16 protein-coding genes are annotated in these 20,574 nt (G+C 73.5%); 7 read left to right on the top strand and 9 right to left on the bottom strand.

Translation table 11 applies throughout. The features are described 5' to 3' along the window. The first annotated feature begins 44 nt into the window (after nucleotides 1–44). Together EDF18_RS06325 and EDF18_RS06320 are read left to right on the top strand one after the other, a co-directional pair. Nucleotides 45–455 (top strand): LexA family transcriptional regulator, encoded by a 411-nt coding sequence (locus EDF18_RS06325; RefSeq protein ID WP_233569061.1) that lies wholly within the window; start codon nucleotides 45–47, stop codon nucleotides 453–455. Continuing rightward, nucleotides 448–1,770 (top strand): Y-family DNA polymerase, encoded by a 1,323-nt coding sequence (locus EDF18_RS06320; protein ID WP_123546863.1) that lies wholly within the window; start codon nucleotides 448–450, stop codon nucleotides 1,768–1,770. Before EDF18_RS06325 ends, EDF18_RS06320 begins: the two co-directional genes overlap by 8 nt. 6 nt (nucleotides 1,771–1,776) lie before the next feature. On the opposite strand, the gene EDF18_RS06315 is transcribed toward EDF18_RS06320, so the two are convergent. The 3 genes from EDF18_RS06315 to EDF18_RS06300 all read right to left on the bottom strand — a co-directional run bounded on the left by EDF18_RS06315 (nucleotide 1,777) and on the right by EDF18_RS06300 (nucleotide 7,981). Next, nucleotides 1,777–2,259, bottom strand: coding sequence for a GNAT family N-acetyltransferase (locus EDF18_RS06315; protein ID WP_347876486.1), 483 nt, complete (start codon nucleotides 2,257–2,259; stop codon nucleotides 1,777–1,779). A 177-nt stretch (nucleotides 2,260–2,436) separates the two neighbouring features. Beyond that, entirely contained in the window at nucleotides 2,437–2,832 is a 396-nt protein-coding gene (locus EDF18_RS06310) for a hypothetical protein (protein WP_133737999.1), read from the bottom strand. Between the two features lie 418 nt (nucleotides 2,833–3,250). After that, complete coding sequence (locus EDF18_RS06300; protein WP_123546860.1) at nucleotides 3,251–7,981, bottom strand: tandem-95 repeat protein; 4,731 nt, start codon at nucleotides 7,979–7,981, stop codon at nucleotides 3,251–3,253. 234 nt (nucleotides 7,982–8,215) lie between these two features. On the opposite strand from EDF18_RS06300, the gene EDF18_RS06295 reads away from it, so the two are divergent. Continuing rightward, nucleotides 8,216–8,959 (top strand): hypothetical protein, encoded by a 744-nt coding sequence (locus EDF18_RS06295; RefSeq protein ID WP_123546859.1) that lies wholly within the window; start codon nucleotides 8,216–8,218, stop codon nucleotides 8,957–8,959. Nucleotides 8,960–9,026: 67 nt separating this feature from the next. Here EDF18_RS06295 and EDF18_RS06290 read toward each other — a convergent pair whose 3' ends face one another. Further along, complete coding sequence (locus tag EDF18_RS06290) at nucleotides 9,027–9,884, bottom strand: alpha/beta hydrolase (protein WP_123546858.1); 858 nt, start codon at nucleotides 9,882–9,884, stop codon at nucleotides 9,027–9,029. A gap of 97 nt (nucleotides 9,885–9,981) precedes the next feature. Here EDF18_RS06290 and EDF18_RS06285 point away from each other — a divergent pair, with 97 nt between their 5' ends. After that, nucleotides 9,982–10,365: a cupin domain-containing protein gene (locus EDF18_RS06285; protein ID WP_123546857.1), complete on the top strand. Its 384-nt coding sequence runs from the start codon at nucleotides 9,982–9,984 to the stop codon at nucleotides 10,363–10,365. A 90-nt stretch (nucleotides 10,366–10,455) separates the two neighbouring features. On the opposite strand, the gene EDF18_RS06280 is transcribed toward EDF18_RS06285, so the two are convergent. Next, nucleotides 10,456–11,163 (bottom strand): TetR/AcrR family transcriptional regulator, encoded by a 708-nt coding sequence (locus EDF18_RS06280; RefSeq protein ID WP_123546856.1) that lies wholly within the window; start codon nucleotides 11,161–11,163, stop codon nucleotides 10,456–10,458. A 96-nt stretch (nucleotides 11,164–11,259) separates the two neighbouring features. Here EDF18_RS06280 and EDF18_RS06275 point away from each other — a divergent pair, with 96 nt between their 5' ends. Then, nucleotides 11,260–12,822: an MFS transporter gene (locus EDF18_RS06275; protein ID WP_123546855.1), complete on the top strand. Its 1,563-nt coding sequence runs from the start codon at nucleotides 11,260–11,262 to the stop codon at nucleotides 12,820–12,822. A gap of 103 nt (nucleotides 12,823–12,925) precedes the next feature. Beyond that, nucleotides 12,926–13,513: a TetR/AcrR family transcriptional regulator gene (locus tag EDF18_RS06270; RefSeq protein WP_123546854.1), complete on the top strand. Its 588-nt coding sequence runs from the start codon at nucleotides 12,926–12,928 to the stop codon at nucleotides 13,511–13,513. A 280-nt stretch (nucleotides 13,514–13,793) separates the two neighbouring features. Here the strand turns inward: EDF18_RS06270 and EDF18_RS06265 are convergent, their stop codons facing one another. From EDF18_RS06265 to EDF18_RS06250, 4 genes are all read right to left on the bottom strand, one after another. Continuing rightward, nucleotides 13,794–15,875, bottom strand: coding sequence for a glycogen debranching N-terminal domain-containing protein (locus tag EDF18_RS06265; RefSeq protein WP_123546853.1), 2,082 nt, complete (start codon nucleotides 15,873–15,875; stop codon nucleotides 13,794–13,796). A gap of 96 nt (nucleotides 15,876–15,971) precedes the next feature. After that, entirely contained in the window at nucleotides 15,972–16,907 is a 936-nt protein-coding gene (locus EDF18_RS06260; RefSeq protein ID WP_123546852.1) for a carbohydrate ABC transporter permease, read from the bottom strand. Further along, complete coding sequence (locus EDF18_RS06255; RefSeq protein ID WP_233569002.1) at nucleotides 16,904–18,013, bottom strand: carbohydrate ABC transporter permease; 1,110 nt, start codon at nucleotides 18,011–18,013, stop codon at nucleotides 16,904–16,906. Before EDF18_RS06255 ends, EDF18_RS06260 begins: the two co-directional genes overlap by 4 nt. Beyond that, a complete protein-coding gene (locus EDF18_RS06250; protein ID WP_199732393.1) occupies nucleotides 18,010–19,245 on the bottom strand; it encodes an extracellular solute-binding protein in 1,236 nt (411 codons plus the stop codon). The genes EDF18_RS06255 and EDF18_RS06250 overlap by 4 nt, the downstream gene beginning before the upstream one ends. Nucleotides 19,246–19,460: 215 nt before the next feature. On the opposite strand from EDF18_RS06250, the gene EDF18_RS06245 reads away from it, so the two are divergent. Beyond that, nucleotides 19,461–20,504, top strand: a complete 1,044-nt coding sequence (locus EDF18_RS06245; RefSeq protein ID WP_233569001.1) for a LacI family DNA-binding transcriptional regulator — start codon at nucleotides 19,461–19,463, stop codon at nucleotides 20,502–20,504. Nucleotides 20,505–20,574: the final 70 nt, after the last annotated feature.

Here is a 20,574-nt window from a genome sequence, read left to right as displayed (position 1 = left end):
GGCATGACGTGGGAGGAACGACCGTGACCGAGGTGATCGGCGCGGTGGGCGGCGAGCCGCGTCCTGATCACCTCCTCCCGCAGCAGGCGGCCGAGGCGGTGCACGCCGGGTTCCCGTCGCCCGCGCAGGGGTACTACAACGGGCCCGTCGACCTGAACCGGCACCTGATGCGCGACCCGACGGCGACGTTCCTGGTGCGGGTCAGCGGCGACAGCATGACCGGCGCCGGCATCTTCGACGGCGACGAGCTCGTCGTCGACCGCGGGCTCGACGCGCACGACGGGCACGTCGTGGTCGCGGTCGTCAACGCCGAGCTGACCGTCAAGCGCCTGTCGTGGCGCGACGGGCAGATGGTGCTCAGCCCCGAGAACCCGGCCTACCCCGAGATCGTGCTGTCCGAGCTCGACGAGGCGACGATCTGGGGCGTCGTGACGAGGTGCCTGCACCGTGTCTGAGCATCTCGTCCCCGTGCCTGCGCCTCGTGTGTCCGGTCGCAGCATCGCGATCGTCGACGCGAACAACTTCTACGTCTCGTGCGAGCGGGTCTTCGACCCGTCCCTCGAGGGCCGGCCGGTGGTCGTCCTGTCGAACAACGACGGCTGCGTCATCGCCCGGTCGGAAGAGGCGAAGGCGCTGAACGTCGACATGGCCGCGCCCTGGCACAGCATCGCGCCGATCGCAGAGATGCAGGGCGTCGTGGCCGTCTCGAGCAACTACGAGCTCTACGGCGACATGTCGGCCCGGTCGGCCGAGGTGCTCAGCCGCTACACGAGCAGCCAAGAGGTGTACTCGATCGACGAGTCGTTCATCGAGCTCACCGGCACCCTCGACGAGACGATCGCGCAGGCGCGCGAGATCCGGCGGGCCGTGCGCAAGCTCATCGGCCTGCCCGTCAGCATCGGCATCGCGCCGACGAAGACCCTCGCGAAGCTCGCGAACCGCGGCTCGAAGCAGAACCGGGCACTGGGAGGCGTCTGTCACCTGGGCAGCTACGCCCCTGACCGGCAGACCGCGATCCTCGCCAGCGTCGACGTCGGCGACGTCTGGGGCATCGGACGCCGCACCGCGAAGAAGCTCGCGCCGCTCGGCGTCCACACGGCAGCCGACCTCCGCGATGCCGACGCGGCACGGATCCGCGCGCGGTTCGGGGTCGTGCAGGCCCGGGTCGTGCATGAGCTGCGCGGGGTCGACTGCCTGCCCATCGAACAGGTCCAGCCCGAGCGTGAGCAGATCTACCACTCGCGGTCGTTCGCCGTGCCGGTCACCACGGTGACAGAGCTCGAGGAGGTGCTGTCCGTCTACACGCAGCGGGCTGCGGCTCGCCTGCGGAGACAGGGCTCGCTGACGCGGATGATGCGCTGCTTCGCCGCCACCTCCCCGTTCTCCGACAGCGCCGCGCACACGAACCACTCGGTGTCGGTGGCGTTCCCCGAGCCCACCGACGACGCGGCGACCCTGTCCCGGGCGGCGATCGCCGCGCTCGGCCCGCAGCTCGAGCCAGGCAAGCGCTACGTGCGCGCGGGCGTCACGCTGATGGAGCTGACCCCACGCGACGAGCACGCCAGCCTCGACGTGTTCGATCTCGAGGGCGCCGCGCCCCCGGCCTACGGCGCGGTCATCGACCGCATCGCGGGCAAGTTCGGCGAGGACACCCTCGGGCTCGGGGTCGCCGGGCTCCGTCACCGACGAGGCTGGTCGATGAAGCGCGACATGGTCTCGCCCCGAGCGACCACCCACTGGGACGAGCTCGCCACGGTCAGGGCGAACTGACCCGCGTCACCGGACGAGCCTCACGACGGGCAGCACCACCGGGCCGAGCGACTCCTCCTTGGCGGCGCCGTCCCGGGCGAACCCGTGGCGGCGGTAGAAGGCCTCGGCCCGGGGGTTGTCGTCGGCCATCCACAGGTAGGCGGGGCCGTCGCCGATCGCGGCGTCGAGCAGCAGGCGGCCCGCACCCGACCCGTGTGCGGCGGCGACGACGTAGATGCCCTCGAGCTCACGTGGTGCCGGGCGCAGGCGATCACGACCTGCGCTCGCCGAGGCCCAGCCGACGATGCGCTCCGTGTCGAGGGCGACGAGCACGTCGGTGACGTCGTCGTCGAGGATGCGAGCCCACCCGGCGGTCCGCTCGCCGACGTCGAGGCCCGCGAGGAAGCCGGCCGGCACGAGGTGCGCGTACGTCTCACGCCACGACTGGACGTGCACGGCGGCGATGCCCGTGGCATCTGAGGCCCGGGCGGGGCGGACTGTGAGGCTCATCACCCGACGCTATCGGCCGCGGGTGGCCCATGTCGGCGGGTTCCTGTCGGTCGCGGCGGGTTCCCGCTGCCGGCGGCGGGTTCCCGTCGTCGACGGCGGGTCCGCGCCCGCCCGCCGCGGGCGACGAGAACCCGCCAGCACCTGCTCTGAGCGCCGCGGGCTCGCGGGTGTCGCGGCTCAGCGGGGCGTGACGTCCCCGCCGTCGGGGGCGTCGCCGTCAGGGGCACACGTGTCCTCGGTTCGATCGCCGTCCGCCGAGGGAGGTGCGGGTGCGGCCGATGCCGGAGGTGCGGCTGGCGCCGGCGCCGAGGCTGGAGCTGCGGTCGCGGGGGCGGATGCGGCGGCCGGTGCCGGGGGTGCGGCAGCGCCCGACTCGGCGAGCAGCGTCTCGAGGCGCAGCTCGCGCTCACGGCTGAACACGGTGAGCGCTCGCGTGGCCACGAGCACGAGTCGCATCAGCAGGACCGCGAGCGCGATGCCCAGCCCGAGCAGCGCCACCGCGGCGAGCGTCGTGAGGATCGACGAGAAGCTCGGTCCGTAGTCGTAGGCCACCATCGGTTCTTCGTAGGACATGCTGCTGACGCTAGGGCCGACCGCCTCGGCACCGCGCCCCCACGATCGAGGGGAGCAGCGCCTCCTGCTGGAGCCCCGCCCGCCGTCCCGCGTCCACGATCCTGGAGTCGGCGGGTTCCCGCAGCCGCCAGCGGGTCAGCGCCCACCCGCCGCGGGCGACGGGAACCCGCCGCAGCCCGCAGCGACCCGCCGCGGGCGACAGGAACCCGCCGACTCCGCGCGCGGCAGCGGCGGCAGCGGCAGGAACAGCAGCAGCAGGAACAGCAGCAGCAGCGTCAGCGGCAGCAGCAGCAGGAACAGCCGAGCAGCGGCAGCAGCCTCAGCCGCGGCAGCGAGCGCAGACGACGGAGGAGGCGCACGGCGGGTGCCGTGCGCCTCCTCGGCTCACCTGGTCGGGCGGCTCGGTGCCCTGCGCCGATCAGTGCCGGCGTGCCGGCTTCCGCGGCCGACGGAGCACCAGCAGGGCCCCGCCCGCGACCAGCAGCAGCACCGCGATGCTCGCGGGCACCGCCAGCTCCGTGCCGGTGAAGGCGAGGCTGCCGCCGCCGGGTGCGGTGACGACCACGCCGCCTCCGTCAGCTGCCGGGGTGACGGTGACACCCGGCGCCGCGGGCACCGTCACGGCCAGCTCGGCGGTCGAGCGGCTGCCGTCCTCGTCGGCGACGGAGTAGGTGACGGTGGCCGTCCCGGAGAACGCCGCCTCGGGGGTGAAGGTGATCGTGCCGTCGATGCCGACCCGCCACGTGCCCGTGCGGGGCACCGCTACCGACGAGACGAGCTCGCCGGTGGCCGGGTCGACGAGCTGCACCGAGCGCGGGTCGAGCGCGGTCGAGCCCGAGCTGTCGTTGCCCGTCACCGTGACGGTCACGGGCGTGCCCGGGGCCGTCGTGCCGCGGTCGTCCACGGCGGTCGGGGGAGCGCCCACCGTCACGGTGACGGTCGAGCGGGCGGTGCCGCCGTCGACGTCGCTGACGACGTAGGGCACGGTCACCGTGCCGGTGTACGCGGCCTCGGGGGCGAAGGTGATCCGTCCCGTCGTGGCGTCCACCGTGAAGGTCCCGGTGCCGCCGACCGTGACGGTCGTGACCGGCGAGCCGGTCCCGTCGAGCAGCCGGACGGACGTCGGGGCCAGCGGGGTGCGGGCGTTGCCGGGCGCGTCGTTCGCCAGGGGGTCGATCGTCACGGGAGTCCTGGCCGGCGTCTGCGCGCTGTCCGGTGCGGCCGTGGGGGCGACCGAGGTGACGGTGACCACGACGGTGGCCGTCGCGGTCAGCCCGCGGGCGTCGGCGACCTGGTAGGTGACCGGTGCCGTGGTGCCGACGAAGGCCTGAGCCGGCGAGAAGACGACCGAGCCCTTCGCGGGGTCGACCCGCAGGACTCCGAGGCCGGGCAGGGTGAGGGTCTTCCCGCCGTCGGCGAGCACGGCTCCGGCCGGCTGGCCGGTCGTCGTGAACACGACCGAGGCCGGGTCGATCGCCGCACCGCCGCGGACGCCGGCGGCGTCGTTGGCGACGAGGTCGACCGTGACCGGGGTGTTCTGCGGGGTGGTCGCCCGGTCGTCCACGGCACGCGGGACGACCGGGGTCACCGTGACCGTGGCGACGGCGGTGCTCGTGGCGCCCCCCGCGTCGGCGATCCGGTACGTGACCGGCGTCGTCGTGCCGGCGAAGCCGTCGGCCGGCGTGAAGGTCGCGACGCCCGAGGTGCGGTCGACGGTCCACACGCCCTGCGCCGGGACGGTCAGCGTGCGGCCGCCGTCGGAGACGACGGCGTCCTTCGGCTGGCCCGCGGCGGTGAAGACCACGGTGCTCCGGTCGACCGCCGTGCCGCCCGACACGCCGGGGGCGTCGTTCTGCGGGAGGTCGACGGTGACCGCGGTGTTCTGCGGCGTGCTGGCCGTGTCGTCCTGGGCCTTCGGCCCGACCTCCCGCACGCTGACGGTGAGCGTCGCCGTGGTCGAGGTGCGGTCGACGTCGGAGACGCCGTAGACGACCGGCGAGGCCTCGCCGCGGAAGCCCGCGACGGGGGCGAAGGTGATCGCTCCGGTGGCCGGGTCGATCGTGTAGCTGCCCTGGTCGGCGACCGTGAGGGTGCGGCGGTCGGTCGACACGGCTGCTCCCGCGGGCTGTCCCTTCGAGGGGAACACGACCGAGGTCGGCTCGATCGGGGTCCGGCCGTTGCCGCCGCGGTCGTTCCCGACGACGTCGACCGTCACCGGGGTGCCCTGACGGGTCTCGGCGGCGTCGTCGGTCGCGGTCGGGGTGACCGGCGCCACGGTGACCGTGATCCGGCCGGTGCCCTGGGCCTCGCCCGTGTCGGCGACCTGGTAGACGACGGGGCTCGTCGTGCCGGTGGCGCCCTGAGCGGGCGTGTAGGTCACCTTCCCGGTGGCCGGGGCGGCCGTCCAGGTGCCCTGGCCGGGGACGGCCAGGGTGCGGCCGTCGTCCGAGACCGTCGCGCCCGCGGGCTGGCCTGCGGTCGGGAAGACGACGGTGGTCGGGTCGAGCGGGGTGCCGCCCTCCACGCCGGGGACGTCGTTCGAGGTGACGTCGATCAGGACGGGCGTGTTCTGGCTCGTCGCGTCCGTGTCGTCGGCGGGCGCCGGGCCCACCGGGGTGACGGTGACCGTGACGGTCGTCACGGACGACTCGCCGTCGCTGTCGGCGACCCAGTAGCTGACCGGAGTGGCCTCGCCGCGGAAGGCGGGCTCGGGCGTGAAGGTGATTGCGCCGGTCTTGGCATCGATCTCGTAGACGCCCTGGTCGGGCACGGTCAGCGTGCGGCCGTCCTTCGACACGGTGGCGTCGGCGGGCTGGCCGGGGGTCGTGAACGACACGGTGGTGGGGTTGATCGGCGTCTGCTCGTTGCCCGCGTCGTCGTTGTCGAGCACGTCGGTCACGACAGGGCGTCCCTGCGTGGTGGTCGGACGGTCGGGGTTCGCGGTCGGGGCGACGGTGTTCACCCTGACCTCGATGGTGGCGGTGTCCGTCAGGCCGCTGGTGTCCGACACCTGGTAGGTGACGACCTTCACGGGGCCGGCGTAGCCGGGCGCGGGCGTGAAGGTCACGATGCCGGTGCGGGGGTCGGCCTGGTAGCTGCCCTCACCGTCGACGGTCGCGGTGCGGCCGTCGTCCGAGACCGTGACCCCGGCAGGCTGGCCCGCGGCGGGGAACACGACGGTGGTCGGGTCGACCGGGGTGCCGCCGGTCACGCCGGGGGCGTCGTTGGCGGTCACGTCGATCGTGACGGGGGCGTTCTGGCCGGTCGTCGCGATGTCGTCCGTGGCGCGGGGCGCGAGCGCGGTGACCGACACGGAGATCGGAGCGGTGGAGGCGGTGCCGTCGCCGTCGAGGGCGCGGTACGTCACCGGCGTCGCGTCGCCGCGGAACGCGGGGTCGGGCGTGAACGTGACCTTGCCGGTGGTGGCCGAGGCGGTCCAGGTGCCCTGGCCGGGCGCCGTCAGCGTGCGTCCGTCGTCCGAGACGACGGCGCCGGCGGGCTGGCCGCTCGCGGGGAAGGTCACCGAGGTGCGGTCGATGCGGCCGCGGTCGTTGCCGAGCACGTCGATCTCGACGGCGGCGCCCTGGCTCGTCGTCGAGGCGTCGCCGACGGCGGTGCCGGCGAACGCGACGGTGATCGTGGCCGAGCCGCGCTTCCCGCGGACGTCGTCGACGGTGTAGGTCACCGGGGTCGGGTCGCCGACGAGGCCGTCGGCGGGGGTGAACGTCACGCGGCCCGTGGTGGCGTCGACCGTCCAGGTGCCCTCGCCGGGGACGACGAGGGTGCGGCCGTCGCTGGACAGCTGCGAGCCGGTGACGCCGGGAGCGAGGAGGCGCACGGTCGTGGCGTCGAGGTCGCCGGAGTCGTTCGCGAGCACGTCGACGGTGACCGGACGGCCCTCGGCGGCGCCGCGCGACGAGTCATCCTGCGCGGTCGGGCCGGCGAGCGGGTTGGTGAACTCGCACGTCACGTTGCTGCCGTTGGCGGACGGGACGGTGAAGGCGGCCGTGCTGCCCTTGCCCTCCGAGACGACGGCGCCGGTGCCCAGGTCGGTGCACTGGTAGGCCGTGGCGTAGTCCGCCGGGTTCGTCTTGTCGTTGGCGGGCGTCTGCGTCGCCGTGTACGACTGGCCCGGCAGCAGGATGACGGGACCGGCGGTCGCTGACGTGTCCTTGTCGACCGTGCTCGCGGTGGCCGGCTTCGGGATGTCCCCGCCGCCGACGGCGACGGTGAACTGGTCGTCCGCGTCGTGGCGCCCCTCGGAGAGCGTCGTCGACGCCTGGCCGGTGGAGGGGTACTGGCGCGTGCCCATGTCGGTCAGCGTGACCGAGGGGGTGCGACGGTCGAGGATCGCGCCCGTGACCGGGTTGACCTTGAGGAAGCTGGCGCCGCTGCTGCCCGAGATGTAGAGGTAGCCGTCGTCGGCGAAGGCGAGCGACGTGAGCGCGGCGGGCGGGGTGATGACCGGGCCCACGGGGACCGCGGTGACGGCTGTGGTCGCAGTCCCGCTGAGGGCGGCCGCGTCGACGCGGTAGATCTGTGCGTTGCCGGCGCTGCTCGAGATGAAGTACATGTTGCCGAGGCGGTCGAAGGCGAGGTCGCCGTTGCCCCCGGGAGGCGTCGGCGCCGTCACCGTGATCGCCGTCGCGGCGATCTTGTTCCCGTCCGGGTCGTAGCTGGTGAACGAGAACTTGTCGGCCGAGCCCTGCACGAACCCGCCGAACCAGTACTTGTCCGTCCGGGGGTCGACCCCGCCCATCTGGTTGGCCACCGTGGCGCCGGTCGAGCGGGCGGTGGTCTCCCAGGCGGTGCCCGGCGCCGTCGCCGACGCCGTGTACTCGTACACGTTCGTCCCGTTGGTCATCAGCAGCTTGTCGCCGTCGTTCGTGAAGCCGAGCTGGTTGAGCCCGGTCGCGCCGGTCGGCTCGGTGAGCACGGTGGTCGCCGTCCCGGTGGTCCGGTCGATCGACACCACGGAGGAGGAGCCGGACACGGTCCCGTAGATCGCCGCGGTCGAGAACTTCTCGGCCGCGGAGGCCGTCTGGGGCAGGACGAGAGCGGAGCCGCCGGCGACGAGCGCGACGACGCAGCTGCCTGCGAGCAGTCTGAGGTGGGGGCGCGCTGATCGAGCGCGGTGCTTGGCGGGCACGGCGGAGCCTTTCGTCGGGTGGGTGCTCGGCGACGGGGGATCGCGGAGCCGTCAGAGTCAAGCGGCCGGGAGGCCGGACGCAGACCCCTTGTCCTCAGATGTGCCGTCAAGTGGGGTACCCCGGCGCCGTCAGGCAGGGTCCCTCACTCGTTCTGCGGACAACGCAGGAGGCGCGGGTGCGCTCAGCGGACCGCCCGCGTCGACGGGCGGCGGCGACGGAGTACGGTCGCGCTCATGGGGGCGACGGAGCTGGCACGGTGGACGCTGCGTCCGGTGCTGCGCCTCCGGCTGGCCTGGTTCCGCCACCTCGTGCGCGGCGGGACGTTCCCGCCTGCCCCGACGGCTGCCGCTCTCCGGGCGGCGGTCGAGGCCCGTGCCGACCCGTCGGCCGACCGGGTCGGCTGGCTCGGCAGCCCCGCCGGGGCCCGCTTCGGCGTGCTCCACGACGACCTCACCACCCTCGCCCGGGTGGCCTCGCTCGTCGAGGCGCAGCGCGGTCGACCGATGGTCTGGATCGAGGACGGGACCGCCCTGCTCACGGTCCGCGACGCGGCGGAGAAAGGGACCGCGGCGCTCGCCGACGTCGACGTGACCGTCGTCGCCCTCGGCTTCAGCGACGTCATGCTGATGACCTCGGCCGAGGCCTGGACGCGCGACCTCGACCGGCTCCTCGACTGCGCTCGTCGGCCCGGCCGTGTCCTCACCCCCGTGATCGTCGGCGGCATCCCGCCGATGGACCGCTTCACCGAGACCGCCTGGACGGGCCGGGAGCTGATCCGGCGGCAGGTCGCCCGCCTGGACGCGGCGACCGCCGAGCTCGTGCGTCGCCGCGGCGACTGCGTCTTCGTGCGCTTCCCCGACCTCGACGCGGGCGCCGCACAGGTCCGCGGCCGCCTCTGGTCGTGGTCGCGGGTGCACCAGCTCTGGGCCGCGGCCCTCGCGCCCGAGCTCACGCGCCTCCTCGACGAGGGCGCCTAGCGCGCCCTCGAGCTGCAGGGCGAGCGACCGCAGCCGAGACGGTCGACCCGACCTCGTCGCAGCCCCGTCAGTGCAGGGGCCGACCTCGGCGAGCCGCGTCGGGGGAGAGCATCCAGTCGGCGATCAGCGACGTCGTCGTCGTGAACTCGACGAGGTCCGGCCGGTTCAGGAAGGCGTGGCGCGTCCCTGCGAGGACGTGGTGCTCGACGTCGACGCCCGAGGCGGCGAGCTCCGACGCGAAGAGATCGCCGGAGGCGCGCATGTTGTCGTGCTCGGCGTTGACGACGAGCGTACGGGGGAACCGCTTCGCGTCGTGCCCGCCGGGGAAGGCGAGTCGGTCGTCGAGGACCTGCCGCGATCCCGCGTAGCCACGGTTCATCGCGTCGAGGGCCCAGGGTGCGTGAGTCAGCCGACGGTGCCGCTGCGACCGCCGTCGAGGGTCACGCGCTCGCGGGTGCACTCCGTGGAAGAACCCGTAGGCGAACACCGTGCCGACGGGCCGGACGCCCTCGTCGAGCGCGCGCAGCGTCGCCGCGGCCGCGAGGCACGCGCCCGCGCTGGCTCCGCCGAGAACGACGCCGTAAGGCGACCGGGCGCACACTCCCGCGAGTGCGGCGGTGACGTCGTCGAGGGCGGCCGGGAAACGCTCGCGTCGCGGGACCGCGAACGACCGAGCCCAGCCGAGCCCAGGAGGCGGTGCCAGGCGATAGCTCGCCGTCGCGACCCGCAGGCCCCGGCCGGCGAGTGCGGTCGCGACCTCGTGTGCCTCGGGGATGTCGAGGCTGCCCCGGAAGAAGCCGCCGCCGTGCAGCCACAACAGCGTCGGGCCGGGCGTCCGGTCGTCCTGGCCTCGCTGCCCGGGCTCGTACCAGCGCACGGGAACGGAGCCCGCCTTCGTGTCCTCGTCCTGCAGCTCGTGCCCCACGACCGGTCTCCCCTCGGGGCCGCACCTGCGCCTCCCACGCCGATCCTAGGCAGCCGAACGGCAGGGCAGGGACGCGCCCGCACGGCAGGATGGCTTCATGACGGACAACAGCGGCATCGACCTCGCCCACGAGCTCAGCCAGGTCGAGGCGCACTGGACGCCTCGGGTCGTGGGGCAGGTCAACGACCAGTACGTGAAGGTCGCGAAGCTGCTCGGCGAGCTCGTCTGGCACGCTCACGACGCCGAGGACGAGATGTTCCTGGTCGTCTCGGGTCGCCTCCGCATCCAGCTGCCGGACGACCAGGAGGTCGTGCTCGGCCCGGGCCAGTTCCACGTCGTGCCCCGCGGGGTGCAGCACAACCCGATCGCCGACGAGGAGGTGGAGATCGTCCTGGTCGAGACGGTCACCACCGCGCACACCGGCGACGTCGTCGTCGAGGGGACCGTGCCGGTCGAGCGCCAGCTCGGCGCCTTCCGCTGACGGGAGGCGTCGCCGACCGCGCCGGGGCGGGCGAGAGGCGAGAAGGGCCTGGGCCGGCGTGGGCCCGCCCACTGCCGCGTCCCTTCTCGCCTACGCCCCGGGGTCGGCGGGCGGGCGGAGGCCCACTGCGGGCAGGACGACGCCGTCGATCAGGCCGAGCAGGAACGCACGGTCGACCGGCTGCTTCATGATGATCGTGCGGTAGGCGACCATCGACGGCGAGATGAGGGCGAGGTCGTCGATCGCGATGTCGGCGGGGATCTCGCCCCGGTCGATGGCCCGCTGCAGCAGCCGGCGGTTGATCTCGACCCGGGGCTGGACGATCGCCGTGTTGACGGCCGCGGCGAGCTCGGGGCTGTCGGCGAGCAGCGAGACGATGCCGGCCATGACCTTGAGCTTCTTCTCGTTGTCCTGGATCGAGTGCGGCCTGATCATGGCGACGAGGTCGCCGCGCAGGGTGCCGGTGTCGGGCAGGCCCACCGGGTCGCCGGGACCGGGGGCGGCCTTCATGCAGGCCACGGCGTCGATGACGAGGTCGCTCTTGGACGCCCAGCGCCGGTAGACGGTGGCCTTGCCGGCCTTCGCCCGCGTCGCCACCATCTCGATGGTCATCCCGTCGTAGCCGGTCTCGGCCAGCACGTCGATCGCCGCCTGCAGGATCTCGGCGTCTCGCGAGTGGTCGCGCTTGCGGCCGAGCTTCGGGGGCGCCGTCCCGGGCTCGACACGGAGACCGGCCTCGACGGCGGATCCGGGCTCGACGGGAGTCTCGACCTCGACGGCTGCGTCGTCCTGCGTCATCGCTCCCTGCCTCCTTCGTCGACTGCCCCATCCTAGGCCGCGACTTCCGAAACTGGATAGTTCCGAAACTATCGCGGACCGTATAGAGTCCCCGACATGACCCAGATCTCACCCGCCCCGAGCGGCCCTCCCGCCGTGGCGTCCCGCCGCTGGTGGACCCTCACCACCGTCGCGCTGGCCCAGCTCATGGTGGTGCTCGACTCGACCGTCGTGAACATCGCCCTGCCCAGCGCGCAGGCCGACCTCGGCTTCTCGGACGGCGACCGCCAGTGGGTCGTCACCGCCTACTCGCTCGCCTTCGGCAGCCTCCTCCTGCTCGGCGGTCGCCTCTCCGACCTGATGGGCCGCAAGCGCACCTTCGTGATCGGCCTCGTCGGCTTCGCGCTCGCCTCGGCCCTCGGCGGCGCCGCGGGCAGCTTCGGCACGCTCGTCGCCGCCCGGGCCCTGCAGGGCGCGTTCGGCGCGCTGCTCGCCCCGACGGCGCTCGCCGTCCTCACCACCACGTTCACGGTCCCCAAGGAGCGTGCGCGCGCCTTCGGCGTCTTCGGCGCGATCGCCGGGGCAGGAGGCGCGCTCGGGCTCCTGCTCGGAGGCGTCCTCACCGAGAACGCCGACTGGCGCTGGAACCTCTACATCAACGTCGTGATCGCGGTCGTCGCCGTCGTCGGCGCCGTGCTGTTCCTGCACACCGTGCCGCGTCAGGGCCCTCGCCCGAGGCTCGACGTGCCCGGCACGGTGCTCGTCTCGGCCGCGCTCTTCTCGCTGGTCTACGGCTTCTCGAACGCGGAGGCTGAGGGCTGGGGCTCGCCGCTCACCTGGGGCTTCCTCGCCGCCGCCGGCGTCCTGCTGGTCGCGTTCGTCGTGTGGCAGCGCCGCGCGGAGCACGCGCTGCTGCCGCTCAGCGTCGTCCTCGACCGCAACCGCGGCGCGGCCTACCTGTCGGTGACGATCGCCGGGGCCGGCATGTTCGGCATCTTCCTGTTCGTCACGTACTACCTGCAGACGTCGCTCGCCTACACGCCCATCCAGACGGGCGTCTCGTTCCTGCCGATGATCGGCATGCTGATCCTGGCGGCGCAGCTGTCGACGAACGTCTTCGTGCCGCGTTTCGGGCCGAAGGTCATGGTGCCGTTCGGCATGCTCCTCGGGGCGGCGGGCATGCTCTACCTGACCCGTCTCGGCCTCGACAGCACCTACGCCCGCGACGTGCTGCCGGCGCTGATGGTGCTCGGCTTCGGCATGGGCTCGATCATGCCCGCCTCGATCCAGACGGCCACCCTGGGCGTCGACCGAGGACATGCAGGAGTCGCCTCCGCGATGGTCAACACGGGCCAGCAGGTAGGCGGCTCGATCGGCACCGCGCTGCTCAACACCCTCGCGGCCACGGCGGCGACGGGCTACGTCGCGTCGCACCTGCCCGCCGACGCCCGCACGGCGGCCGAGGCGGCGGTGCACGGCTACGCGACGGCGTACTCGTGGGGCGCCGGCTTCTTCCTGCTCGGCGCCGTCCTCGCGGTGACGCTGTTCCGCACGAAGGCCGACACTCGGGCCCGGGCCGAGGCCGCGGTCGCCCGGGCGGGCGAGGCGGGCGACACCGGCGCCGCGGACGCGGACGCGGACGCGGGCTCGCCGGCTCCCGAGCCGGTCGTCGCGCACTAGCCCCGCCGGCCCGGACGCACGGAGCCCCCGCCGACCGCCTCCGAGGCGACGTCGACGGGGGCTCTCCCGCGTTCGGCGGACCGCACCGGATAGCCTTGGCCGCATGGCACGCCGGGGTCCGTACGCGAAGGGCGTGGCCAAGCGTGAGGAGATCCTCCGGACGGCCCTCGAGGTCGTCGACCGGAACGGGATGCGGGGCACCTCGGTGCGCGAGCTCGCCGACGCCGTCGACCTGACCCAGGCGGGCCTGCTGCACCACTTCGGCAGCAAGGAGGCGCTGTTCCTCGCCATCCTCACGGTGCGCGACGACGAGGACGCCGAGCGAGCCACGGGGCTCGACGTCATCGACCAGTTCCTGTTTGTCATCCAGCGCAACGCGCGGACACCGGGCATGGTGCAGCTCTTCACGAGCCTGGCCGCGGCCGCGACCAGCGACCCGGCGCATCCGGCGCACGCCTGGTTCGCCGAGCGCTACGTCCGCTTCCGCACCCTGCTGACCCAGACCATCCGCGAGCGCCAGGCCCGCGGCGACATGCCCGCCGACGTCGACGTCGAGAAGCTGGCCGCCGTGATGATGGCGGTCAGCGACGGCATGCAGCTGCAGTGGATGCTCGACCCGTCGACCGACATGTCCGCCCACGTCCGGCTCGTCTGGGAGCTCGCGCTCCGGAGCGCCCCGCGGTCGTCGTGACCGGAGCTGATCGGCAGCTGTCTTCGGCGGGTCGCTGTCGTCCGCGGCGGGCCGTTGCTCGCAGTCGGCGGGTCCCCGTCGGCTGCGGCGGGTCGCAGCGCGAGGGCGGCGGGTACCCGTCGTCCGCGGCGGGTGGGCGCTGACCCGCCGTCGGCCACAGGAACCCGCCGAACCCACTGGGCCGAGCAGGGTCGAGCCCGGAAGGAGGCGGTGGCCGCGTCCCTAGGCGCGGGCGCGGTCAGCCGCAGCGGGGCGGCTGGCCCCGGCGGCCCCGGCGGCCCTAGGCCCCGCCGGCGTCGCCGCAGGCGCACGCGCGCGACGTCGCCGCCCACACCGCGACGGCCGCGGCCGCCGACCACGCCTGCGGCCGGCACGACGCCGGGTACGGCACCGGCGCGGGCACGTCGGCCGCGGCGTCGCCCCCGTGCAGCTCGGGCATGCGGTAGCCGAACCACGGCGCCGCGGCGAGCAGTCCCTCGGACAGCAGACGCGCCTCCTCGTGGTGGTGCGTCGCGGCGAGGCCGGCGACCGCGACGGCGGTGTCGTGGGTCCAGACGGTGCCGAGGTGGTAGCCGAGGGGCCAGAAGCCGGCCGCGTCCGAGCTGAGCGTGCGGAGGCCGAAGCCGCTCGCGAGCTCGGGGCCGGCGAGGCGGGCGGCGACCAGCGACTCCTCGTCGGCGTCGAGCAGTCCGGTGCCGAGCAGGTGCCCGATGTTGCTCGTGACCGTGTCGACCGCGCGCTTGTCGGCGTCGAGGGCGACGGCGGGGAACCTGCCTCGCGCGTCCGTGACCCAGAAGCGCTCGCGGAACGCCGTCCGCAGCCGGTCGGCCCAGCCGCGCCACTCGTCGGCCCCGGGTCGGTCGAACGCGTCGAGCAGGTCGGCGCCGTGCACCGCCGCCTCGTGCGCGTAGGCCTGCACCTCGCACAGCGCGATCGGTCCGTCGGCGAGGCGCCCGTCGCTCCACTGGACGCTGTCGCCCGAGTCCTTCCAGCCCTGGTTCGACAGGCCGTGGCCGGTCTCGTCGACGTACTCGAGCAGGCCGTCGCCGTCGCTGTCGCCGTGGTCGCGCATCCAGGCGAGCGCCGCCTCCAGGTGCGGCAGCAGGGCCCGCACCTCGTCGTCGGGGAGGCCCGCTCGCCACGCGTCGTGCAGCAGGCAGACCCACAGCGCCGTCGCGTCGACCGTGCCGTAGTAGAGGGGCGCGAGCGTGACGCCCTCCCCGTGGATCTCGAGCGGTCGCTGCCGCAGCTCGTGCATGACCTTGCCGGGCTGCTCGGCGCTCGCCGCGACCTCGCGCGTGCCCTGCAGGCCGGCGAGCACGCGCAGGGTGCCGGCCGCGACACCCAGGCCCACGCGGAGGTCGGGGTCGAGCGGCAGCGCCAGCCGCGCAGCCCAGAGCGAGTCGCGGCCGAAGAGGGTGAAGAACCAGGGGGCGCCCGCGGCGAAGAACACGTCGTCGGGTCGGTCGGTCGTCGTCATGCGGAGCGCGGACAGGTCGCCGAGCGCCTGGTCGAGCCAGCGTGCCAGGCGGTCGTCGTGCGGCGCAGGGTCGAGGGCGCCCCAGCGCTGGTCGCCCTCGACGCCGGCCACGACCGCGCCGTCGAGCAGCGTCGTGAGCTCGAGCCCGGCCGAGGCGGCACCCCGGGCCGGCACGCGCAGGTGCCAGGTCAGCCGCAGCTCGCCGTCGGCGGTGTCGTCGATCCGCACCGCGCCTCCTGCGTCCGCGCTGACCGTCTCGCCTCCGTCGTCGGCCCCGCCCGCCGCGCTCCCTGCGCCGGTCAGCGTCAGCGTCGTCACGGCGTCGCCACCCGACCAGGAGGCGCGGGCCCGATCGACCTGCAGGTCACGCGGCGGCACGGCCGGCAGCCCCGCCTTCACCTCGTCCATCGACGACGCGTCGGGCCGCACGGCCACGGTCAGCACGACGTCGAGCTCGCGAGCCAGGCGCGACGTCGCCGTGAGCGTCTCGCGGACCCCGCCGGTGCCGACCTCGCGCAGCAGCGACAGCCGCACGTCGGGGTCGGCCCCGTGGTCGTCGAGGCCGCGCAGCAGCGACTCGAACCGGATCGAGGAGGCGCCGAGCGGCACCGAGGCGATCGTCTCGACCCTGCTGCCCCGGACTTCTACACGGTGCCCGCGCAGCACGCGGGTGTCGCCGGCCCAGACGCCGTGGATCGCAGCGCCGCCCATCGCGCCGGTCGAGTCGGACCAGGCCTGGGCGGGCGCCTTGAGCACCACGGTCTCGGCGGCGAGGAACGGCTGGAGCGGCTCGGCCGAAGGGGCCGACGTGGCCGACGCGGCGTCGGCGGCTGCGGCGCCTGAGTCGGCGACGGTCGTGGGTCGTGACGTGGTGTCGGTCATGACGGGAGAGGTCCTTGCGCTGAGGGGCGTGCGGGGGAGGTGCTGCGGGCGTGAGCGGGACGGAGCCGGCCCCGGTGGAGGGCCGGCTCCCTGCCCTCACTCCTTCACGGCCCCGTCGCTGCTGTTCATGATCTGGCGCTGGAACACGAAGAAGATCACGGCGACGGGGATGGTCATGACGACCGCGGCGGCGAGCTTCACCGGGTACTGGCTGCCCTGGCTGAGCTGCCCGGAGGCGAGCCCCGCGACGCCCTTCGTGAGGGTCGTCAGCTCGGGCGACTGGGTCGAGATGATGAAGTGCGAGAGCTCGTTCCACGACCCCTGGAACGACAGGATGACGATCGTGACCAGCGCGGGACGGGCCATCGGCAGCACGATCGACCAGAAGACACGGAACGTGCCGGCGCCGTCGATCCGGGCCTGCTCCTCGACGCTCGGCGGGATCGACTCGAAGAAGTTCTTCATGATGAACACCCCGGCCGCGTCGACGAGCAGCGGGATGATCATGCCGGCGTACGAGTCGTAGATGCCGAGCTGGTTGATCACCAGGAACTTGGGGATCAGCAGCACGACGCTGGGCACCGCCATCACGCCGATCAGCGCGGCGAAGACGACGCCCCGCCCGCGGAACCGCAGCCGGGCGAGCGCGTAGCCCGCCAGCGAGTCGAAGAACACCCGGCCGGCCGTCACGAACACCGCCACGATCGCGCTGTTCGTCGCCCAGGTCGGGAAGTCGCTGTTGACGAAGAGCGTCTGGAACGCCGCCGTCGTCCAGGTCGCGGGCACCAGCGAGAGCGGGTCGGCCGCGGCGTCCGCGTCGGTCTTGAACGACGTCGCCACGCTCACCAGGAACGGCACGATGTAGACGAGCGCCAGCGCGACCAGCGCCGCGTAGAGCACCGACGACGACACCAGCGAGGAGGTGCGGCGCGGCGGACGAGGACCCTTGCGGTCCGCAGCAGAGGACGACGGGGGAGGCCCGGCGGGCCGGCCGGTGCCGACGAGGTCGGTGACGGGAGCCGTGGCGGTCATCGACCTGCCTCCTTCGTCGTCGAGGACGTCGGTTCGTAGAGCGACATCCGCCGTCGGGACACCGGCCGCTCGCGCAGCACCGCGCGCTGCACGATCGTGAGCACGACGATGATCGCGAAGAGCACGAACGCGATGGCCGCGCCGCGGCCCCAGTCCTGCCCGGCGAAGGCCGAGGTGTACGAGAGGTACGAGGGCGTCAGCGTCGTCTTCGCGGGCCCGCCCTGTGTGCCCGTGTAGATCTGGTCGAAGACCTGCCAGGTGCCGATCAGGCCGAGCGTCAGCACCGTGAACAGCGTCGGCCGCAGCTGCGGCAGGGTGACGCGCCAGAAGCGCTGCCAGGCGTTCGCGCCGTCCATCATCGCCGCCTCCTGCACGTCGCCGCCGAGGTTCTGCAGCGCAGCGATGAACAGCAGCATGAAGGTGCCGCTCGTCGTGAAGACGGCCATCAGCACGAAGGCGCTCATGGCGACGGAGGGGCCGGCGAACCAGTCCCACCAGCTCACGCCGAGCAGGTCGTGGTCGGTGAGGAACGCGGGGCCGGTGACGCCGATCGCGCCGAGGGCGTTGTGGACGACGCCGCTCGGGTCCTGGAACCAGGCCGGCCCCTCGATCCCGAGCCACGACAGGGCGCGGTTCACGGCGCCGGTCTGCGTGAACAGGAACAGCCACACCACGGTGATCGCGACCGAGCTCGTCACGGACGGGAAGTAGAACGCGGTGCGGAAGAAGCCCCGGCCGCGCAGCACCTGCCGGTTGACCAGCACTGCGAGGAACAGCGAGACCGCGGTCTGGATCGGCACGACGAAGACGACGTACCAGGCGTTGTTGCGCAGGGAGATGCCGAAGTCGCGGGCCACCAGCCCGCCTCCGTTCACGAGGTCGTCGTAGTTCTGCAGGCCGACGAAGCCGACGGAGGAGCTGAAGGGCGAGCCGCGACCGCTCCAGTCCGAGACGCTGACCCACAGGGCCATCACCATCGGCACGAGCAGGAACAGCCCGAGGACCACGATGGTCGGGGTGACGAAGAGCCAGCCCGAGGTGGCCTCGCCCCGCGAGGCGGTGCCGGGGCGGGCCCTTCGGCCGACGCGGGGCGAGGCGGTGCTCACGGCAGGATCGCCGCGTAGTTCGACTGGAACGACTCGAGCAGGTCGGTCGGCTCGGCCGTGCTGAGGCCCTCGAGCTGCGAGTTGAAGTCGGCGATCACGTCGGCCGCGCCCTGCTGCGTGGGCACGCCGACGGCGAAGTCGGCCGAGTCGAGGAACGCCGCGGAGTCGGGGTTGTCCGTCTTCCACTGGTCGGCGGCCGACTGCACGCTCGGCATCACGCCGAACGCGTCGGCGAAGGCGAGCTGCTGGTCGGTGCTGACGAGCTGCTCGACGAGCTCGAGCGCGGCCTGCTGGTTGGGGCTGTCGGCGGCGATGCCCCAGCAGTTGGTGAACTGCAGGGTGCCCTGGCCGCCGGGGCCGGAGGGCATCTCGGCGACGCGGTAGTCGACGTCGGGGTAGTCGGCGTTCATGGCTCCGGCGATCCAGTTGCCCTCGACGGTCATCGCGGCCTTGCCCGTGCCGAAGGCCTCGCCGCCCCAGCCGGCGCCGAGGTCGGCCGCGAACGCGGCGTCGCCGCTCGTGACCAGGTCCTTGACGTAGGTCAGGCCCTCGACGTTCTCGTCGGAGTCGACGGTCGCCTCCGTGCCGTCCTCGTTCGTCAGCGACCCGCCGGCCTCGGCCATGAAGGCGCCGACGCGGGCGTACTCGGCCCCGAAGGCGAGGCCGACGTGGTCGGTGGTGGTGAGCTTCGCGGCGACGTCGGCGAGGCCGTCCCAGTCGGTGGGGACGTCTGCGTCGGTGAGGCCCGCCTCCTGCCACATCTGCTCGTTGATCACGAGGCCGAGGGTCGAGAAGTCCTTCGGGGCACAGTAGAACTGGTCGTCGTAGGTGAAGCTGTCGACGAGCGTGGGGAAGAAGTCGTCGGTCTCGCTGAGCTGGTCGCCGTAGGCGAGCAGGCTGCCGTTCTCGGCGAAGCCCGCGAGGGCGTCGGTCGAGAGGTAGAAGACGTCGGCGGGCGAGCCGGAGGCGAAGCCCTGGCTGAGCTGCTGCGGCAGGTCGCTGGCGACGCTCACCTCGGCGTCGGTGCCGCTGTCGCCCGACCAGCTCGCGACGGCGTCGCGGACGGCCGCGGCCTCGGCGTCGCCGCTCGAGGCGATCAGCACGGTGAGCGAGTCGTCGCTCGAGGTGAGGGCGCCGTCGGAGCTCGCGCCGTCGCCGCCTCCCTCGCTGAAGCCGGAGCCGCACGCGCTGAGCGCGAGCCCGGTCACGGTGGCGATGGCGCCGAAAGCCATCAGGCGGCGGATGCGTCGTTGCACGGTGTCTCCTCGTCGAGAACGGTCGTCCCGGTGGTCGCGTCGTTACGGGTTTGAACGATCAAAACCGGGTGGTCGCTAGAGTAGGCACCTGCTCGCGCGGCTGTCAATCGAGGCTGCGGCGGGGTGCGCTCCGCGGACGACGCAGAGCCGCGACGCGGGGCTGATCGATGACGAGCGAGACGAGGTGTGCCGTGCCGAGTGTCGAGTCGCCGCGCCTGCCCACGGTCGTGGACGTCGCCAAGGAGGCGGGGGTCTCGCGCCAGACCGTCTCCAACGTGCTGAACACGCCCGACATCGTCGCTCCCGCCACGCGCTCCCGGGTCGAGCAGGCGATCGCCTCGCTCGCCTACCGCCCCCACGCATCGGCGCGGCGGCTGCGCACCCGCAAGAGCTCGACGATCGGGGTGCGCCTCGACCCGGTCGCGAACGGCATCTCGGGGGCGGTGCTCGACCGCTTCCTGCACGCGCTGACCGAGCGGGCCGACGAGCACGGCCTCCGCGTGTTGCTCTTCACGGCGAAGGACCCGCTCGACGAGGTCGCCCAGTTCCGCCGCCTCCTCGACGGGGCCGACGTCGACTCGTTCGTGCTCACGTCGACCTCGTACGACGACCCCCGCACCGACTGGTTGCTGCGCGCGGAGGCCGACTTCGTGTCGTTCGGGCGGCCGTGGGGCAGCGACGTGGCCGACCCGGCCCGGCGCTGGGTCGACGTCGACGGGCACCAGGGGGTCGCCGAGGCGACCCGCGCCCTGCTCGACGGGGGAGCCCGCCGCGTCGTGTTCCTCGGCTGGCCGTCCGCGTCGGGCATCGGCACCGAGCGACGGCAGGGCTGGCGCGACACGATGCTCGCCCACGGCGTGCTCGCCCCCGCGGAGCTCGACGAGGTCGACCTGACCGTCGACGACCAGGTCTCGCTCGCCTCCGACCGGATCGGCGAGCTCGCGGCGCACCTCGCCGAGACCGGCCGCACGATCGACGCGGTCGTCTGCGCCAGCGACTCGCTCGCCCTCGGAGCGTTCATGGTGCTCGGCCGCTCGGTGCCCGTGGTCGGCTACGACGACACCCCCGTCGCCGCGGCCCTCGGCCTCTCGAGCGTGCACCAGCCCGTCGAGGAGGTGGCCCACGCCACCCTGGACCTGCTGCTGCACCAGGGCCCCGCGGCCCGCGTCGCCTCGCCCGGGTCGGCCGCCGACCCGCGGCACCGCCTGCTCGCCCCGCGCCTCGTGCTCCGCTAGCTCGCCGCCCCCTCCTCGCTCGCTCGCCCCGCCCCTCGCCCTCCTCATTCAGGAAGATGCGTCCTGGCCC

Source organism: Frigoribacterium sp. PhB107, from assembly GCF_003751515.1.
Lineage (GTDB): Bacteria > Actinomycetota > Actinomycetes > Actinomycetales > Microbacteriaceae > Frigoribacterium.
Note: the sequence above shows the minus strand (reverse complement) of the source record. Positions and strands in the feature narration are given on the sequence as shown.

Coding starts and splice junctions, on each gene's coding strand:
- EDF18_RS06280 (WP_123546856.1), bottom strand. CDS start 11,163: ATGACGCAGGACGACGCAGCCGTCGAGGTCGAGACTCCCGTCGAGCCC.
- EDF18_RS06310 (WP_133737999.1), bottom strand. CDS start 2,832: ATGTCCTACGAAGAACCGATGGTGGCCTACGACTACGGACCGAGCTTC.
- EDF18_RS06285 (WP_123546857.1), top strand. CDS start 9,982: ATGACGGACAACAGCGGCATCGACCTCGCCCACGAGCTCAGCCAGGTC.
- EDF18_RS06275 (WP_123546855.1), top strand. CDS start 11,260: ATGACCCAGATCTCACCCGCCCCGAGCGGCCCTCCCGCCGTGGCGTCC.
- EDF18_RS06260 (WP_123546852.1), bottom strand. CDS start 16,907: ATGACCGCCACGGCTCCCGTCACCGACCTCGTCGGCACCGGCCGGCCC.
- EDF18_RS06270 (WP_123546854.1), top strand. CDS start 12,926: ATGGCACGCCGGGGTCCGTACGCGAAGGGCGTGGCCAAGCGTGAGGAG.
- EDF18_RS06250 (WP_199732393.1), bottom strand. CDS start 19,245: ATGGCTTTCGGCGCCATCGCCACCGTGACCGGGCTCGCGCTCAGCGCG.
- EDF18_RS06265 (WP_123546853.1), bottom strand. CDS start 15,875: ATGACCGACACCACGTCACGACCCACGACCGTCGCCGACTCAGGCGCC.
- EDF18_RS06295 (WP_123546859.1), top strand. CDS start 8,216: ATGGGGGCGACGGAGCTGGCACGGTGGACGCTGCGTCCGGTGCTGCGC.
- EDF18_RS06315 (WP_347876486.1), bottom strand. CDS start 2,259: ATGAGCCTCACAGTCCGCCCCGCCCGGGCCTCAGATGCCACGGGCATC.